Source organism: Pseudomaricurvus alkylphenolicus (assembly GCF_011683955.1).
Taxonomy (GTDB): domain Bacteria; phylum Pseudomonadota; class Gammaproteobacteria; order Pseudomonadales; family Cellvibrionaceae; genus Pseudomaricurvus; species Pseudomaricurvus alkylphenolicus.
Map to the genome: position 1 here is coordinate 149,053 of NZ_JAAQPI010000002.1, position 16,282 is coordinate 165,334.

General features: G+C 53.9%; 9 protein-coding genes. 3 read left to right on the top strand and 6 right to left on the bottom strand.

Annotation, left to right across the window (positions count from 1 at the left end):
- Positions 1 to 57 precede the first annotated feature (57 nt).
- Both HBA55_RS37345 and HBA55_RS06065 read left to right on the top strand, forming a co-directional pair.
- Positions 58 to 2,388, top strand: coding sequence for an ATP-binding protein (locus HBA55_RS37345; RefSeq protein WP_166988455.1), 2,331 nt, complete (start codon positions 58 to 60; stop codon positions 2,386 to 2,388).
- The gene (locus HBA55_RS06065; protein ID WP_166988457.1) at positions 2,388 to 3,185 is read left to right on the top strand and encodes a substrate-binding periplasmic protein; all 798 of its coding nucleotides are present in this window, start codon (positions 2,388 to 2,390) and stop codon (positions 3,183 to 3,185) included. Before HBA55_RS37345 ends, HBA55_RS06065 begins: the two co-directional genes overlap by 1 nt.
- Here HBA55_RS06065 and HBA55_RS06070 read toward each other — a convergent pair.
- From HBA55_RS06070 to ggt, 4 genes are all read right to left on the bottom strand, one after another.
- Positions 3,165 to 4,400 carry a M14-type cytosolic carboxypeptidase gene (locus HBA55_RS06070; protein WP_166988459.1) on the bottom strand — a complete coding sequence of 412 codons (1,236 nt, stop codon included), beginning with the start codon at positions 4,398 to 4,400 and terminating at the stop codon, positions 3,165 to 3,167. The genes HBA55_RS06065 and HBA55_RS06070 overlap by 21 nt on opposite strands.
- A gap of 246 nt (positions 4,401 to 4,646) precedes the next feature.
- Positions 4,647 to 7,703: a TonB-dependent receptor domain-containing protein gene (locus HBA55_RS06075; protein WP_166988462.1), complete on the bottom strand. Its 3,057-nt coding sequence runs from the start codon at positions 7,701 to 7,703 to the stop codon at positions 4,647 to 4,649.
- Positions 7,704 to 8,115: 412 nt separating this feature from the next.
- Entirely contained in the window at positions 8,116 to 8,304 is a 189-nt protein-coding gene (locus tag HBA55_RS06080) for a hypothetical protein (protein ID WP_166988465.1), read from the bottom strand.
- Positions 8,305 to 8,330: 26 nt separating this feature from the next.
- On the bottom strand, positions 8,331 to 10,115 hold the full coding sequence (gene ggt, locus HBA55_RS06085; protein WP_166988467.1) for a gamma-glutamyltransferase: 1,785 nt from the start codon (positions 10,113 to 10,115) through the stop codon (positions 8,331 to 8,333).
- A gap of 270 nt (positions 10,116 to 10,385) precedes the next feature.
- Here ggt and HBA55_RS06090 point away from each other — a divergent pair, with 270 nt between their 5' ends.
- Positions 10,386 to 11,120, top strand: a complete 735-nt coding sequence (locus HBA55_RS06090) for a response regulator (protein ID WP_166988470.1) — start codon at positions 10,386 to 10,388, stop codon at positions 11,118 to 11,120.
- 35 nt (positions 11,121 to 11,155) lie between these two features.
- Here the strand turns inward: HBA55_RS06090 and HBA55_RS06095 are convergent, their stop codons facing one another.
- Both HBA55_RS06095 and HBA55_RS06100 read right to left on the bottom strand, forming a co-directional pair.
- Entirely contained in the window at positions 11,156 to 16,003 is a 4,848-nt protein-coding gene (locus HBA55_RS06095; protein WP_166988473.1) for an NAD-glutamate dehydrogenase, read from the bottom strand.
- The gene (locus tag HBA55_RS06100; RefSeq protein ID WP_166988476.1) at positions 16,003 to 16,203 is read right to left on the bottom strand and encodes a hypothetical protein; all 201 of its coding nucleotides are present in this window, start codon (positions 16,201 to 16,203) and stop codon (positions 16,003 to 16,005) included. Before HBA55_RS06100 ends, HBA55_RS06095 begins: the two co-directional genes overlap by 1 nt.
- Positions 16,204 to 16,282 lie beyond the last annotated feature (79 nt).

Below are 16,282 nucleotides of genomic sequence, written 5' to 3' on the forward strand. Positions count from 1 at the left end.
TGGCAAGCTGCCATATATGACTTATCCTATAGTTAACAATAGCGGCGGAGTGAGTTCGTGCCCAATATCAAAATCCCCCTGCGTAACAGTCTGTCCTACCGCCAGGCGAAAAACACGGTAATTGTGGCCTTTTGCATTGGCCTGATCCTCAGTAGCGCGCAGATTTATCTGGATTACTTCTCCCAGCAGAACGAAGTCAGGGAAACCGTCCGCAACACTTTGAGCACCGCCAACCGAGCCGCGTTTCATGCCGCGTACAATCTGGACGAGAGCGCGGCGCTGCAAATCACCCAGGGCCTGGTCAGCAATCAGCCGATTATCGCAGCCACCATTGAAGACAACTTTGGCAATCCGCTGGGCAGTGCAGAAAGTCACGACGAACAAAGCACTCCGTTCGATAGCCACTGGTTGTTCGGTCGGCCACAGTTGATTGAACAGGATCTCCGCAATAACGCGGAATACGAGCAGAGCGTTGGCAAACTGATTGTCACCATCGATCCATCACTGACGGCGGAGACCTTTATCCGGCGCTCTGCGGTAGTGTTTCTATCCGGAATTATCCGCAACTTCATCCTCGCTATTTCCATCATCACGGTTTTTTACTTCACCATTACCCGTTCCATCTTGTTAGCCAGCTCCACCATCCGCAGCGGCGATTCACAGAAACGAATTCCCCTGCCCTCCAATCACAGTAACGATGAAATTGGCGTCCTGATCAGCGAATTTAACTCGCACCTCGCCACCATCGAAGATCAGCACCAGCAGATTGTCGAGACCAATGCCAATCTGGAGAATCTGGTGGAGGTTCGTACCCACCAATTGGACGAGAAAAACAAAGAGCTGGAACTGGAGCGCCAGGCGGCCCTTGAAGCCAGTCAGGCAAAGTCGGACTTTCTCGCCATGATGAGCCACGAAATACGCACCCCCATGAACGGCATTTTGGGGATGGCTGAATTGTTGGGAAAAAGCTGTGACAAAGCCAATCAGCGGGAATATGTGCACGCCATTCTCGACTCGGGCAATTCTCTGCTGGCCCTGATGAACAATGTGCTGGATTACTCCAAGTACGAACAGACCCATTTGGAATTCGAGAATATCGCCTTTGATCCCACTCGCTTGATCAACGGGATTATTTTTTTGCTGACCCCATCCGCCGAAAAAAAACACCTGCTGCTCAGCGCCGACATTTCCCCGGATGTACCCAATTTGCTTGAAGGAGATCCGGACAAACTTCGACAGGTGTTGTTGAATCTGATCTCCAATGCCATCAAATTTACCAATCAGGGACAAATTCAGGTTCGCGTGGAGGTACTGCAGCAGGATACCGACGCAGTTCAATTGCGTTTTCATGTGGCGGACACCGGAATTGGAGTGGCTCCCGAGGCTCAGTCATCTCTGTTCGAGCCCTTCACCCAGGCGGATGGCAGCATTAGCCGCCGCTATGGCGGCACCGGTATGGGGCTGGCCATCTGCAAACAGATTGTGGAACAGCAGCAGGGCACCATCGGCTTTGATAGTGAGGAGCAACAAGGCTCCCACTTTTGGTTTGAGCTCAATTTCGGTATTGCGCAATCCTCTGCGGATAAGGAATCAGCCGATGAGATAGTAACGGAACTTCCCTCCCTGTCCCTACTCGTGGTCGATGATGTTGCTATCAATCAGAAACTCACCAAGGGGCAACTGGAAAGCGAAGGTCATCGCGTTGCGCTCGCCTCTGATGGTCAACAGGCGCTGGATATTTTGTCGAACCAACAGTTCGATGCCATATTGATGGATCTGCATATGCCGGTGATGGACGGACTGGAAACCACCCGGCGGCTTCGCTCCCAGCGGGATGAAACTGCCTCTGAATTGCCGGTGATCGGCGTTACCGCCAACGTCTCCGAAGAAAAAATTCGAGAGTGCCTGGATGCCGGCATGAACCTGGTGGTCACCAAACCGGTTAACTATAACACCTTGCAGGCTGCGCTCAGACAAACCCTGGGGTTGAAACAAAACCAATCGACGCTGGCCGCAAGAACGCCGAGTAATCAACTGCTGAACTTTGACCTTATGTCTCAGCACGAAGACGCCTTGGGCCTTGAGAAAGTCGCCGACCTGTATCGGGAAGCACAAAATTCTGCCGAGCAACGATTGGATCAAATTACCTCCGCAGATATTAAGGACGTTAATCGTATTCGAGATAACGCTCACGCGCTGGCGGGATTGTGTGCAAACTTTGGTTTTCCTCTTCTGGGTGAGCGATCAGAACTTATCGAGAATGCCTGTGATCGTGGTGAACTGGATCATTTGCAGAAAAACGTTGCCACTATTGTAGAGCTTGCACAGGAGACTTTTGCAGAGTTAAATAGAAGAATCTCAACTCGTCACAGCGACTCATCCGGCTAATGAATAAACGCGCAACATTGCTATCACTGGTGATTGCCTTCGGTTCGACTCAAGCTCTTGGCAACAGCAGTACCATTCGAGCGGTCACAGAGAAGTCTCCGATTACTGAACAGTCGGAACGTGATCCAAGAGGCGGTGCGGCGACACGCTTTGTCGACCGTGTTTTGCACGACACACAACTGCCGTACAGGCTTGAGTTTATGCCCTGGCGAAGAGGTTACCATCACGCCCGTGCAGACAAGAACGTGATGATTTATCCGCTGGCTCGAACCCGCGGAAGAGAAAAGGACTTTCACTGGGTGGGGCAATTGATCCCCATCAATTACTACTTTTTCAAATTAAAAAGCCGAGACGACATCCAGGTTTCCACACTGGAAGACGCCAGAGCCTACCGGATCGGGGTCGTCAACTATCATGCGCACCATGAACTTCTTCTCAACAACCATTTTGAACAGTTGCAAGCGGTTAACAGTAATGCGCAGAATCTGAAGAAACTCTTGCTTGATCGTATCGATCTGTTTCCCATCAGCGGTGGTGGTGCATTGGCGCTGTGCAAAAGCACTGGCATCGACTGCAATCAAATTGAGCCAGTACTGAGACTGGATGATATATCGGGCGGATTGTATATGGCTTTCAGCCTGAATACCCCCGACGATATTGTGTCAAAAGCCCGCGAGAGTTATCAGGCTCTGGTCGCGAATGGTCGTCATAGAGAAATCTTCCAATCGCGACTAAACTCTATTGAGCTTTTTAACCGCACCTGGCCGCAAGTACACTCAGTTCGAACGCACCAGTGATGATTCCCTGGCGGTCTCTTTTTCGCTTCCGATAGACTTCAACAATTCCTCCATCATGGCCACGGCGGCACGATCGCCAATAGTGGCAATGGTTGTTCTGTCGGTTTCATCCCCCACCTCATAGGTCAAGGCAGGAATCCCCCATTGCTTTTGCAGCCAACTCTTGGAAACACCGCGTCGCAGGTTCCCGGGCCGGTCTTTGATCGCAATATCCTGATTCCAGAGCCGGGCTAACCAGCGATCCACGATTTGGTATTGATCATTGGCCAGATCCCGCTCCACGGTATAGAAAATATCATGATGGGTGGAGTGAAAATCCAGGGCAAACCAGATCTTGTTGGCGGGATTGGCGGCGATACGATCGACAATTCCAGCCACAGCCTGGATTTCCGGCTGCGACTGCTGATACCAGTCACGGTTGAGGTCCACCCCATTGGCATTATGGCGCCAGTGGCCATTCATGACGCCATCGGGGTTTAAAAGAGGAAACGCCAAGGTGGTAAATGACTGTCTGAAGCGTTTCGCCAGGGGTGAATCGCCAGACAGTGTTCGTAAGAACGCCATCTGCGCGATGGAGCCGGTGACCTCCGGCGGATGTTGTCTGCCCAGCACCAACACAAAGTGGCGAGCATTATTGCTCCCTACCTTAAGCATCGACAGCGGCCGCCCTTCCACACTTTCGCCGAAAACGGCATGAGTGATGTCCTGATGTTGACTGAAGCCATCAATGAGCTGTTTGAGGCCGAACATTGAGTAGGTCAACTCCTGCGCCGCTACCCACTGTTTGTCCGGACCAACCGTTAACGCCAGTCTGGCTTCGCCCTCTTTATCAACCTGGTAGTGGCGCAGATCGGCCGCTTGCCAGCGAATACCATCGTTACTGATCTTGGGATGGTAACGGTGTTTGCCATGGCGGTAGCGAAATCGCAGTACGATCTCACGCTCAGTTTTGGCCACCACTGAAAACGCGTACCAGGGACTGTCGTTGATAGGGTGATTTTCCGGTTCAATGGTGATCAGAAAGTGGTTGCGCCCGGTTTGGGTCACTTGGTTCAGGCGACCGGATTCGAAACGGTTGCTGAATTCTATCGCGCCGTCGTCAAACACGAACTCTTTGTATTCCGGAGGCAATACTGCGCCGATCACAGGCATGGGAACCATCATGGAAAACAGGGCTCCCGTTAACATCATAACCAGAAAAATAGAGCGATTCACTGTGATTACCTTCATCAGTAGTCGGCGTTGCCTGTAATGTCTGCGTTGTCTGCGTTGTCTGCGTAGGGTGGATTAGCCGAAGGCGTAATCCACCGTTAATCTTGTTTGACGATACAATAAATGGTGGATTACGCCTTCGGCTAATCCACCCTACGTTAGGTCATATTGTCGAGTGACAAAGAGGCATTGATGACCTGCCTGAACGGTGAAAAAAAGGCGGGGGTCTCCCCCCGCCTTTTTTCACTCTTAGAACTTTTTCTTCACATCGAGATAGAAGTAACGTCCTCGATTGGAGTGCAGCTCAGAGCTGTAGCCTCTGGAGTTATCAAACAGAGGTGGCTCTTCGTCGGTCAGGTTCTTGATACCGAAACGCACCCGGGTCTCGTCCAACGCACCGCCTTCAAAGCTGTAGTCCGCATAGGTATTGAAGGTCAACCAGCCCGGAATTTTCAGGAACTTATCGGGATCTGCGTCGGCTCTCACATCCGGATCAAACACCTTACCCACGTAACGGGCGCTCAGACCGGCGGACCACTGATCCAAACGCCAGTTGAGGCTGGCATTGGCGCGCCAGCGGGGTTTGGACTCATCCTGCAGTTGGCTGCCAACGCTTTCTTCGGTGACGCTGCCGGTAATCAGAGGATTGGCGTCCAGCGCCTGCATCAGAGACTCAACCTCGGAGGAGGCCTCCTGATCCCACTTGATCAAATAGGCGGCGTTAAACTTAACCGTGAAATCACCCAGATCGTTTTCGGGGATGCGGTAAACCACACCTAAATCCGCACCTTGCATGGTACGTGGCTGCAAGTTGGTGAAGGTGTCGTTGATATACAGCAGCTCACCCACGGCGGCCAGGTTGGTACCATTGGCGGCGTTGTAGGCGTCCATCTCAGCCTGATCCTGAGCGGTCACGTCGGCGCGAACCACATCGGGGTTGCTGCTGCCGTTAAAGCGCATTACCTGGTCGAGCAACAGGTGGTTGTCGCGGCCGAACAGACCGACCACACCTTCCTGCTCGATCTGCCACCAGTCCAGAGTCAGCGTCAGGCCTTCAATCATGGTGGGCTCAATCACCACACCAATGGTCAGGTTCTCGGAATCTTCCGGCTCCAGATCGGGGTTACCCAGACGGCGGGTAATAATCGAGGTGGAACAGGCATCCACATCCGCTTCCGAAGTGCCTGCAGCCTGGCCAGTGGCACAGCGCAGGAAGTCCTCCTGGTTATTGTTGAAACGTTCTTGTACAGAGAGATTCAGAGTTTCCAGGTTAGGCGCACGGAATCCCTTGGACCAGGCACTGCGAACCTGCAACCAGTCGGTCGGACGCCAGGAGACGGCTACCTTGGGCTTGAGCACATCCTCATCCACATCGGAGTAGTTCTCTGCGCGCAGAGCAATCTGGGCGTCCAAACGCTGAACCAGAGGAATATTCTGATGCTCGCCGATCAGTGGCACCGCCAGCTCACCGTAGGCAGAGTAAACCTCGCGCTTGCCTTCGCTATCGGGGGTGGCACTGACACCCATAATATCGCTGTCAAAGAACTGGCCAGACAGTGGGTTGGTAAAGGTCACCGTACCATCCAGCAGATCATCGCGATCGTCGAGGTAGGTTTCACGACGCTGCTCAACACCAAAGGCGGCACCCACATCACCGGACTTCAGACTAAAGAGATCGGGGCGCGAGAACTTGAAATCCACACCGCTGATACGGGTCTCGTTTTTGCGCTTTACGTGAACCACAAATTCTGAGGCATCGCCACCAGAGGTGGGGTCGCCATTGGCAACATCGGCGAGATTACCCCCGGTAAAAGGATTGTATGCATCGGGGGTGGTGCGCGATACCGCCTCATAGAAGCGGCTGCGGCTGACGCTCAGCTGGCTGTCTTCGGCTTCCGCCTCGGAATAGAAGCTGGCTGCCTCCCAGTCCCAACCGTTGAACTCGCCACGAATACCACCAAGGAAACGGTAAGATTCCGATTCCACTTCAATTTCGCGAGGCCCTGTGTCGTAGAGACGCAGGCGGTCAATTTTCACATTCAAGCCTTCATCGGGCACGGTATCCGGCAGGCCGGCCAGACGATTAACGCTACCCACAGGCCCAAAGGGGTTATAGTAGGCATCCTTTGGAATATACATCTGGTTTACGTCGGAAATCACGTTCGGACCGAAGTAAGTGGAGTAATCGGACTGGTAATAAGAAGCCTCACCGAACAACTCCAAACCGTCGCCCAATTCATGGGTCAGCGTAGTAAACAACTGCTGGCGTTCCAGATCGCCCGTCAGCATGCGCAAATCGTTAATGTTGTAACGCAGGCTGCTGTCGAGGGTGGAATCGTCAATATCCAAGCCGTTGCCAATGGGTTGACCGCCGCTGAAACTCTCTGGCTGAATATGAAAACGGCCATCGCTGGAGCGAGCCATGCCGGAAACACCCACGGGGGAGAACTGTCCGGTGGCACTGTCGAAATTACCCAGATTAAACTGCCCCCAAGGGGTGAAGGTAGAGAGATTACGCAGGGAGGTATCACCGATAAATGCGCTGGGCGTGCGGCTGGTATCGCGGTAGTCACTGTGCTCCGCCCAATCAACCTCGGCAGCGGTAATACCGGAGCGATTAAAATCACTCAGATAAAAGGTTGCGTTAGTGGCGCCATCATTAAACTCAAAACCGCCATGAAGCTGGATAGACGTCTCTTCCAGACTCTCACCCTCGGCGCCCCCCTGGCGCACGCGCATCTCAAAACCTTCGTAATCCGTATCCAATACATAGTTGGCCACACCGGCGACCGCATCGGTACCGTAAATCGCTGCGGCACCATCGCGCAGTACCTCAACGCGATCAATACCCATTGCCGGCAACATCGCCGTATTCACAAACTGCACCGGCACACCGTTGATGGTGGAAGAAGAAGGATTAAGTACCATGCGGCGGCCATTGACGAGAATCAGCGTACTGTCCGCACCGAGACCGCGCAGATTCATAGACGCCACATCGCCGCGGACATTGTTAGAGGAAGTCCCCTCATTATCGCTGTTGAACTGTACCGAGCCCACTTGAGGAATTGCCGCCAGCAGTTCCTCCGTACTGGCCGCACCGATCACCGCCATGTCCTCTTTATCGAGCTGGCTGACGGGCAAGGCACCGCCCATATCCAGGCCTTTAATATGGGTACCTGTGACTACGATTTCTTCCAGCAGAACATCCAGATTTTCGCCGGACTTTTCTGCCTGGGCCTGCACCAGACCACTATTGAACGCGAGCGCTCCACAGATGGCCAGAGCGAGTTTATTGGGTTGAAACATGCTGCTCTCCTCTAATGTGCCGACCTTGGGCTGCGCTGGTATGGCTTATACGCTTTGTTTATTTGCAGCTCAGTCGATAGCACAAGATATGCTTAATCACTGATCCCCTGTCGGGGTCACCTGTCATACTCCAAAACTGCGGGTCAGGCCTTTATTCACTTCTGTATTAATTATAGAAGCTTGGCGGCACCCGTGACTCTTAACCAGAGCCTGTTATCAGAGCCTGGAAATAAGTCTACTGGTGGCAAGTTAACCCGTGACAAGACAGCCGTTGCAGCTTGTTCGAGGTTGTTAATGAGTTGTTAACAGCACATCCTGTGCATAAAAAAACCCCGCATATGGCGGGGTTCAAAAAAAGCACCGGCAACCGCAGGTACTTCCGTGCAGAAACAGATCGAGGAAAGCCTGGCTGTCAGTTGTACCCTAACTCCACCGAATACTCGATAGCGTCCTTCTCCAGTGGATAACGCATAGCTGAAAAATCCTCTTTGCTCGCCTTTTCCGGTTCGGATTCCCGTTTTGGCGCCTGCTTCTTGGGGGCGGCGATCAACTGAGGATTAAATTTGAGGGCAGGTTGCACCCCTTGCAGTTCTGGTGTCATGACTTCTCTCCCGATTACGATGAATCTTACTTTATATGATCAATACCAGTGGCTTTGGCGCCAGGGCGACGTGGGTCAGCGGCGCCAAAAAACTGCTGCCCGTCAAACAGTATGGACTGCACACTGCCCATACTCGCCCCGCGCTTAATCTGATAACCCCTCTGCTGCAGCAACCGTTCAGTATCACGGCTGACGCCCGGCTCCAATTCCAACCCCTCTTCACGCCAGCCATGATAAATCCGAGGCGCATGAGTCGCTTCTGCAACACTCATTTTGTGATCGACCACATTCGATACCATCTGCACCATAGTGGTAATGATGCGTCGACCACCCGGTGTACCGGAAACCAGGTAAGGGCGGCCCTGATCAAACACCATTAACGGCGTTTGCGTGCTCTTGGGACGTTTGCCGCCCTGTAGTGAATTCGCCAGACTCGAAGAGAAAACCGAGGCGCCCTTGATGCCATAACGCAAGGCAAAATTATTAATCTGGTTATTCATCAGAATACCCGTACCCGCTATCGTCACACCGGACCCAAACGAGGCACTCAACGTATAAGTATTGGCCACCGCATTGCCATCCTCGTCCATCACAGAATAGTGAGTCGTATCCGGCCCCTCATCCAGTTCGGCCCCCAATTGCGGAGCGATCTCTTTTACCGGTGTCGCCCGCTTCAGGACGATCCCGGCAACCAAGGTTTGATTCAAAGAATCGCTCAGCAATGTATTGACAGGTACCTTGGTAAAACGGGGATCACCCAGATAAACCGCGCGGTAGGCGTAGGCTCGTTTCATGGATTCCGATAACACCGTGATCGCATCGGCAGAGTTATGGCCATACTCAGCCACCGGAAACGCTTCCATCATCCGCAGCATCTGCAACAGGTGTACACCACCGGCAGGCGGTGGCATGGTGACGACTTCATAGCCCCGATACCCGGTGCGAAGAGGCTCGCGAACCACCGCCTCATAGGCCCGCAAATCCGCCAGCGTCATCAGCCCGCCGTTGGCCTTCATATCATCAACAATAGCCGCTGCGACCTTGCCGCGATAAAAGCCCTCTTTTCCCTTGCGGGCGATATGTTTAAGCGTTTGGGCCAAATCCGGCTGGCGCCAGCGATCACCGGGTTTTAACGCCTCCCCCCCTTTGGCAAAATAATTGCGAGCCGACTCTGCATTGGCCTGCAGCACCTCCCGCTTGGCCTGAATCGCCCAGGCCAGGTCGCGGGAAACCGTGATACCTTTACTCGCCTGCTCTATGGCCGGTGCAATCAGCTTCTTCCAGGGTAAACGCCCCCAGCGGCGGTGTGCCTCAAACAGACCCGCAACCGTACCCGGCACCGTAGAGGCGGTATGACCAAGCTTGGACAGGCTGCGATCCACCTTGCCGTCGGCGCTCAGAAACAGCGCGGCAGTCGCCTTCGAAGGTGCCTCGCCGCGATAATCGATCGCCACTGTTTTATTCTCTTCTGCGATGTGAACCAGCATAAAGCCACCACCGCCCAGGTTACCCGCCCTCGGCAACGTAACGGCCAGAGAAAACCCCACGGCAACAGCAGCATCAATCGCATTGCCCCCCTGAGCGAGGATCTGGGCTCCAATATCAGAGGATAATTCGTTTTGGCTCACCACCATGCCTTTGTCCGCGACCACCGGGTGATGCAATTGATCGTATCGCAGAATGTAGCTGTTCTTTGTCGGTGCGGCAGCCTGTACGGAAAGACTCAGAGCCGTAAACAGGCTCAGTAAAAGAGCAAGCAAGGAAGCATCTTTGGAGTAGTCCCGTATTATTTTTTTGCCATCAGTACGCATTAAGTGACCCTTTGTTTGCCCTCAAGATTCCGTCCCAAGGCTCATTTGTGCCAATCGACTCTTCACTGACCTGAAGCTCTGGCCGTTACAGATCGGCTTGTGAAGCCCACCGACGTCCTTTACACTTTCTATATGAAAGACGACATCACTATAACAAGCGTTGTCCAACCGGCTATTACAGGGTGCTCGCTGTTTGTAATTTTTGGCTGCAAACTGTTAACAGGCTGTAAACCGCACTAGCAAACGTACTAGCAAAGAGTCTTCTCGCCTATGGCTGACAAACAAACCCCCAGCGTTTTAATCGTAGAAGATGAGGTGGCCAGTCTCAACCTGCTCGCCAGCTATTTCGAGGCCGAGAATTACCAGGTTTACAAGGCTGAAAACAGCGACACCGCCGAACAGGTCTTAAAGCAGAAGTCCGTAGATGTGGTGTTGCTGGACATCAATATTCCCGGCAAGGACGGCCTTTCTCTGACCCGGGAAATTCGCAACAAGTCCGATATCGGCATTATTCTCGTCACCCAGAAAAAAGACGATATTGACCGAATTGTCGGACTGGAACTGGGGGCTGATGACTATGTCACCAAACCCTATAACCCCCGAGAACTGTTTGTGCGGGTCAAAAACCTGGTGCACCGGGTAAAAACCAGCGCCATTGCCGGTACAGGCACCGGCTCAGGCGGCAAGGAAGTGCAATTTGAAGGCTGGACGCTGAACCTGGGCCGCCGCTTGCTGACATCGGATGACGGCGAGAAAATTCAGCTGACCGAAGGTGAATTCAAATTGCTCTCCGCACTGATTAACAACGCCGGTACCGTGCTCAGCCGCGATCAGATTATGAACCGTATGGAACGCCGAGACTGGTTCCCGACCGACCGCACCATTGACGTATTGATTGCCCGTATACGAAAAAAGCTGGGCGATGACAGGGATTCTCCCCGATATATCAATACTGCCCACGGCACCGGTTATGTATTTGTGGCGGAAATCACCCGCAACGGCTGATGACAACCCGCGAAAACAACCCGAAAGCGAAGCCGCTAGGCGGCTTCCGATTGCAGTCGCAGGGCCAGCTCTGCGAAGCGCTGACAGGCGACACTCAATAACGCAAAATCCAAGCTGGCCGCGTTACCGATATCCTCCAGCATCTCTTGCCAGTCCCCGGTCATCGATTCCACCCGTTGCAACAATGGCGACTTTCGTGCCTCAGACGCTTTTGCCGGCCGCTCGATCACGACGTTCAGCAGCTGTCTGAAATTCGATTCCAGTTGATGCACAAACGTATCTCTTGCCATTGCCTGCCAGTGATTGGCGATCTCCATACTGATCAACCGCTCCAGCAGCTCTGGTATTCCCAGTGATCGCCCCAGCGTTAAGGCCAGCTGCAGTCGGATTTGATCCTGGTGGTCCCGCGTCCAGTAAGCCAAACCTAAAACCATAGGCACAGGAATCGAGTGAGACAGGACCGATACCAGCTCGGCGGGGCATCCGCTGTCTTGTAGCCGTTGAAGCTCCTGCTCGGCCGGTTCGATAAAGGCTTCGAGTCTGCCGATCGCCTCAACAAATCCACCGTCCTCGGGATTGACCATGGGGTTAGCCAATATCCATTGCGTTGCCTGCATTTGCCGTTGCGATAAAGCTTCCAGCAAATTGAGTCGGTTGGCTTCGCTGATGCCATTGTCCAATCGCTCTGTCTTCGCCCACACCTGCCTGAAACCCAATAACCGTTCGGCGTCACGGTAGGCTTGTACCTTGCGGCCCAGTGGGACCGGGCTGGTTTGCTCCAGACGTTCAAACAAGGTGGCCCCCATGCAATTGACAATGTCGTTCACCAATTGATTAACGATAATCTCCCGACGTAACTGATGTTGGTGTACTGCACCGGGGAAAGATTCGACGAGGCTTTGAGGAAAAGCGGATTCCAGTATCGGAAACAGAGACTCCTGATCGACAAAATCCGCGCTGATCAATTGACGCTTGAGATCCACTTTGGCAAGGGAAATCAAGGTGGAGAGCTCCGGGCGGGTGAGCGGCTCTCCATTATTGAATCGGTCTCTGAGTGCATTGTCAGTACCGATATGTTCGATGACTCGATTAAGCACGCCTTTTTGTTCAAGACTTTCAATCAGCGTTAAGAAATCCTCACTGTTGCGCTCGCAACGCGCCCGCTCCAGACTGATCGCCTGTGCCTGCTGATGGTTATTTCTCAATACCAGTTCACTCACGGAATCGGTCATATCCACCAGCATTTGATTTCGCTGCTTAAGCGTAAGATCTCCCGAATCGACCAGTCCGTCCAACACAATTTTGATATTCACTTCGTGATCGGAACAATCCACCCCTGCGGCGTTGTCGATAAAGTCGGTATTACAGAAGCCACCCTGGCGATTGAATTCGATGCGCCCAAGCTGGGTAAGCCCCAAATTACCCCCCTCCCCGAACACCCGACAGCGCAATTGATCACCGTTGACTCGCACGGCATCATTGGCTTTATCACCCGCGCTCTCATGGTTTTGGTAACTGGCTTTTACGTATGTGCCCACACCGCCGTTCCAAATCAAATCCACAGGAGCCATTAGCAATTGATGAATCAACTCGTGGGGACTCAGACGAACGCCACTGATGCCAAGCTGCTCACGCATCTCCGCAGTGATCGCAATGGATTTGCTTTGCCGGGAAAATACCCCGCCCCCCTTCGAGATCAACTGTGTGTCGTAGTCGGACCAGGTGGAATGGGGCAATTCAAACATCCGCCGACGCTCCGCAAAACTGCGGGCTGGGTCCGGTGAGGGATCAATAAATATGTGCTGGTGATTGAAGGCGGCCTGGAGCCGGATACACGGTGACAGCAGCATGCCGTTACCAAAGACGTCACCGGACATATCGCCGATACCAACCACCGTGAAGGGCTGTTGCTGAATATCCTGCCCCAGTTCCAGAAAGTGCCTGCGCACAGCCACCCAGGCGCCGCGAGCGGTAATCCCCATGCCTTTGTGATCGTACCCCCAACGGCCGCCGGAAGCGAAGGCGTCGCCGAGCCAAAATCCCCGGGCAACCGCAATGTCGTTGGCGATATCAGAGAAGCTGGCCGTGCCCTTGTCCGCCGCTACCACCAGGTAGGGATCATCTCCATCCCGGCGAACAACATCCGTGGGAGGTACCACCTCGCCGCCCTCATAGTTGTCGGTCACATCCAACAAACCCGATATAAACAGTTTGTAGCAGTCGACCCCTTCTGCCTGAATGCTGTGTCTATCCTGCAGAGCAGCCTGCCGTCGTGTTACAAAGACACCCTTGGCACCCGTGGGCACGATAACCGCATTTTTCACCTGTTGGGCTTTGAGCAAGCCGAGTAACTCCGTGCGATAGTCCTGGGATCGATCAGACCAGCGCAACCCTCCTCGGGCCACCTTGCCGCCGCGCATATGAACCCCTTCCACCCGGGGGGAATGCACAAAGATTTCAAACTGCGGCTTGGGTTCGGGGATATCATCCAACTCTGAGGGACAGAGTTTCAGCGACAGATAGCCTTTTGCCTCCCCCTGTTGGTCCCGTTGGAAGAAGTTGGTGCGAACCGTTGCATCGATCAGTGCCAGGTAACGGAGAATCACGCGATCCTGGTCGAGACTGGTGACCGCCTCGACGGCCTGCAGTATGTTCTCGCGGATACGCAGGGCTCGCTCCGGCTCGTGCACCCCGGTCTTGTTAACCCTGGGGTCCAATCGTGCCTTGAACAACGCCACCAGGTGCCGCGTAATGTCGGGGTGGCGAACGAGAGTATCCGCAATATAGTTGATACCAAACGGCATCAGCAGCTGCTTCATGTAGCGGGCATACGCGCGCAGCAGCGTGACCTCCCGCCAACTCAGTCTCGCCCCCAGTACCAGGCGGTTGAAACCGTCGTTATCGGCGGAGCCACTGACAATCGCATTAAACGCCTCCTGAAACGGTTGCCGTACGGAGGGAATGTCCACCTCCGCCCCATTGTTAATCAACAGGCTGAAATCGTGTAGCCACGCCTTTTGTTCAGCGCCTATGCAGTAGGGGTGTTCTCCCATCACCCGCAGGCCCAGATTTTCCAGAATGGGAACCACCGCTGACAGCTCCAGCGCTTCGCCGAGGCTGAACACTTTGAATCGAAGCTGCCCCTCCTGCGCACCCGGTGGGCGATAGACTTGCATCTGTAAGGGACAGTCGTCGCTAAGGCTTTGCAGAAGATTCAGATCCGCCACCGCCACCCGCGGCGGAAAGTGATCGCGGTAGCTGGCTGAAAAGCCTTCGGCGTAGCGGCGAAACAGACGACTGCCCTGCTCTTCCCCTTTCGATTCCCTCAGTAAATCCTGAAGCACATCAGACCAGCGTCGCGTGAGTTCGGTCAGACTCTGCTCCAGTTTGCGGGTATCAATCGTCGGGCGCACCCCACCAGACAGCGGAAAGATAAACTGCAAACGGGTAAAGTTAGAGTCTGAAAAATAGGCATTAAAATCAGACTCTTGCAGATCCAGATCTCGTTGTAGAAAGCGCTGTATAGTTTGTCGCAGATCCGTCGAATACAGATCGCGGGGGGTGTAAACCAGACAGCTCAGGTATTTTCCAAACGGATCGAACCGATGCAGAAAACGCACCTGCCGGCGCTCGTTTAAACGGGACACCAGGTTCAATGCCTGAAACAGCTCCACCACCGATGCCTGGAACAGTTCGGAGCGCGGAAAGGTGTTGGCCAGCTGGCGAAAGCGTCGGTGTTCGTAGCTGTCCTGCAGTGCCCCGCGATGCTGAATCACCGCCTGAATCTTTTGACGAATCACCGGAATGACTTCGGGATCGGAGTGATTCACACTGGAGTGGTAGAGGCCGAGGAATCGACTCTCGCCCACCACAACACCCTGAGCGTCAAAACGCTTGGCCACCACGTAATGAGAAAACCGATCCTCCTTGACACCGGCCCGACGACCGGATTTGGCGAAGGCCAGCGGAGCCTCACTGCCATAGAATTGCGTGACCCCATCATTCCAATGGTGTTCACGGTAAGGCGCCTGTTGGTTGACCTTGCGCAATAACCCCAAACGTTGCTCTGCCTGTTCCTGCAGGCTGGCATTGCCGTCATCGCGGACCAGTCGATAATCGCAACTGCCCAGCAGGATAAAATTGCCCGCGGCCAGCCACTGCAGCAAAGCCGCGCTTTCTTCCAGTGCCTTGCACAAACCATCTTGTTTGTCATTATCCCCGCTATGCTCGATGGCCAGCATTTGGTATTCGGCGGCCACCTCGGCCAGGCGGGCAAAACCCTGATGACGATCTTCAGCAACCAACTGAACCCGCTCCAGCACCGCTTTCAGAGCAGCGTTGAGCGAACGCAGCTCTTCGGTATCCGACAAGCGATCGATCTCGAAGTAAATCAGGGCTTCTACCTCTGTACCATCGCTACACCCCAGCTGGTCAAATCGCCACTGCTGCAGGCGCCCCCGCTTGCGATGGGTGCGGATTAACGTACTGCGGGCCGTATGAATGGTGATGCCGCGTCGTTCAAACTCCAGACTCAAGGATTCCACCAAAAAGGGCGTATCCGCCTGTAACACCGTCACCACGGTATGGGGGCTAAGCCAGCCGTCGCCGTCAAGCTCGGGGTTATACAGTTTGAGCTTGACGTCATCGGGCCCGTAGCGCTGGATCCAGTTCCACCAGCTGAACGCCAGCCCACAGATGTCTTCAATTTTTCGCGATTGCAGATCTTCCCAGGCAAAGCTGTTGATGTAGGCCCGGAAAAACTCGGAGAAATCCGGGTCGCCCGAGTACTTAGTCGCAATCAGCGCCTGCCCGGCCCGTACCAGCTCAGTGAATTGGTGCGGATCTTCACCGACACAGGCCAGGCTATCTTCGTACATGCCCATCAGGCAGCAGCCACCGGCTGACAACCTTCGATGCTCAAACCATCGGCGTTTTCCTGCTGAAAGCGTTGATAAGCGATCTGGCGTAGTCGCCCACCCGGTGACTCGCAACCCTGCAGATCTACGTGAAACTCCATTTCGTAAACCCGTTGCTGGATATCCGCATCCAGGAACATCAGTGCAAAGCGGCCGCTGTAATTCATGTCTTGTCTCTCAAAAATCGGTTTATTGTCGGTGGTTGGTTGAAAGCATCAAACAGTAACACCGTGGCTTTAACCCGAT

Coding starts and splice junctions, on each gene's coding strand:
- HBA55_RS06090 (WP_166988470.1), top strand. CDS start 10,386: ATGGCTGACAAACAAACCCCCAGCGTTTTAATCGTAGAAGATGAGGTG.
- HBA55_RS06065 (WP_166988457.1), top strand. CDS start 2,388: ATGAATAAACGCGCAACATTGCTATCACTGGTGATTGCCTTCGGTTCG.
- ggt (WP_166988467.1), bottom strand. CDS start 10,115: ATGCGTACTGATGGCAAAAAAATAATACGGGACTACTCCAAAGATGCT.
- HBA55_RS06080 (WP_166988465.1), bottom strand. CDS start 8,304: ATGACACCAGAACTGCAAGGGGTGCAACCTGCCCTCAAATTTAATCCT.
- HBA55_RS06075 (WP_166988462.1), bottom strand. CDS start 7,703: ATGTTTCAACCCAATAAACTCGCTCTGGCCATCTGTGGAGCGCTCGCG.
- HBA55_RS06100 (WP_166988476.1), bottom strand. CDS start 16,203: ATGAATTACAGCGGCCGCTTTGCACTGATGTTCCTGGATGCGGATATC.
- HBA55_RS06095 (WP_166988473.1), bottom strand. CDS start 16,003: ATGGGCATGTACGAAGATAGCCTGGCCTGTGTCGGTGAAGATCCGCAC.